This window comes from Psittacicella gerlachiana (genome assembly GCF_003585965.1).
In the GTDB taxonomy this organism is placed as follows: Bacteria; Pseudomonadota; Gammaproteobacteria; order Enterobacterales; family Psittacicellaceae; genus Psittacicella; species Psittacicella gerlachiana.
The window spans coordinates 1-1,365 of the sequence record NZ_NRJF01000282.1; the positions used below are offsets into that span (position 1 = coordinate 1).

At 30.9% G+C, this 1,365-nt stretch carries 2 protein-coding genes and 1 pseudogene; all 3 read left to right on the forward strand.

Going from position 1 to position 1,365, the window contains the following annotated elements:
• Nucleotides 1–357, forward strand: a pseudogene (locus CKF59_RS07680) (2-C-methyl-D-erythritol 4-phosphate cytidylyltransferase); the annotation flags it as partial.
• Complete coding sequence (ispF, locus tag CKF59_RS07685) at nt 350–835, forward strand: 2-C-methyl-D-erythritol 2,4-cyclodiphosphate synthase (RefSeq protein WP_119535319.1); 486 nt, start codon at nt 350–352, stop codon at nt 833–835. The pseudogene CKF59_RS07680 and the gene ispF, both read left to right, overlap by 8 nt.
• 1 nt (nt 836) lies before the next feature.
• Nucleotides 837–1,365: YqaA family protein (locus CKF59_RS07690; RefSeq protein WP_147397159.1), on the forward strand; the 529-nt coding region annotated here is incomplete at its 3' end.

Sequence of the window (1,365 nt, forward strand, 5' to 3'; positions counted from 1 at the left end):
TTTAATTTGTTATATTTGTATTATCTTTTGACAAAAATCTTTATATATTTAAATGAGTCGGTAGAAAAGGAGTCTTATTATCAACCTTATACTAGATATCTTGAGAAGTTTTCAGCTCTAAAAAAACTAGAAAATAGTAAAATAGCTGAAAATAAGTTATTGTATAATAAAAATTTAGAGGGTATGCCTGCTTCTCAAATATTTTCTAGTTTAACCGATGAAAGTGCAGTTTTAATGTATTTTTCAGATATAGTGGAAATTGTTTCTTTAGGTAGACATAACTTAAAAATAACTGTACCTGAAGATTTATCTTTAGCGCAGTTTTATTTAAACATAGGAAATAAAGACAATGTTTAGGATTGGACACGGATTTGATGTTCATGCTTTTGATCTCAATGTAGCTGGTCCCTTAAAAATGGGAGGAGTTGCTATCCCTTATGAATATAATTTTTTAGCACATAGTGATGGGGATGTTCTCTTACACGCTATTTGTGATGCTCTTTTAGGGGCATTAGCTTTAGGTGATATAGGTAAGCATTTCCCAGATAACGCTCAAGAGTTTCACAAAATAGATAGTAGATTACTTTTAGAAAGAACCTACTCTTTAATTAAACAACATGGTTATACATTAGTTAATTTAGATGCAACAATAATTGCTCAAGCTCCTAAATTTGCTGATTATATTTTCCAAATGCGTGAATCAATTGCAAAAGTTCTTGATACTGCAGTTGAAAATATTTCTGTTAAGGCGACAACTAGTGAAAAACTAGGTTTTACTGGAAGAAAAGAAGGTATTGCTGTTGAAGCTGTTGTATTAATTCAGAAGGAAAAATAAGATGAAATTAATGCAGAGGTTTTATGATCGAGTAACCTATTACGCTGGTCATAAAAATGCCAATCTTTTTCTTTGTGTCTATAGTTTTTTAGAAGCTATAATTTTGCCGATTCCGATAGATGTGCTTTTAGGACCTATTGCAATGCAAAAACCTCACCAAGCGTTTAGGTTAGCATTTTATGCAGCTTTTTATTCGCTTTTAGGTGGTTGCGTAGGATATATTCTCGGATATTTCTTCCATGATGTAGCTGCTCATATTTTTTCTCTTATTTCGGGATCTTCGGTAGATGCAGGAAATATAAATGATAATGCTACTTTTCAGCAAGTTGAAGCTTTTTTAGATAAGCATGGAATTCTTTCGGTAGTATTAGTTGGTTTTACGCCATTACCTTTTAAGATATTTTCGATAGCTTTTGGCTTCTTTGAGTATAACTTTATCATCTTTTTTGTATTTAGTTTTATCTCTCGTTTAGTTAGATTTTTAATCGTATCTTATTTATTTGCATATTTTGGCCAAAAATATCGTAAAC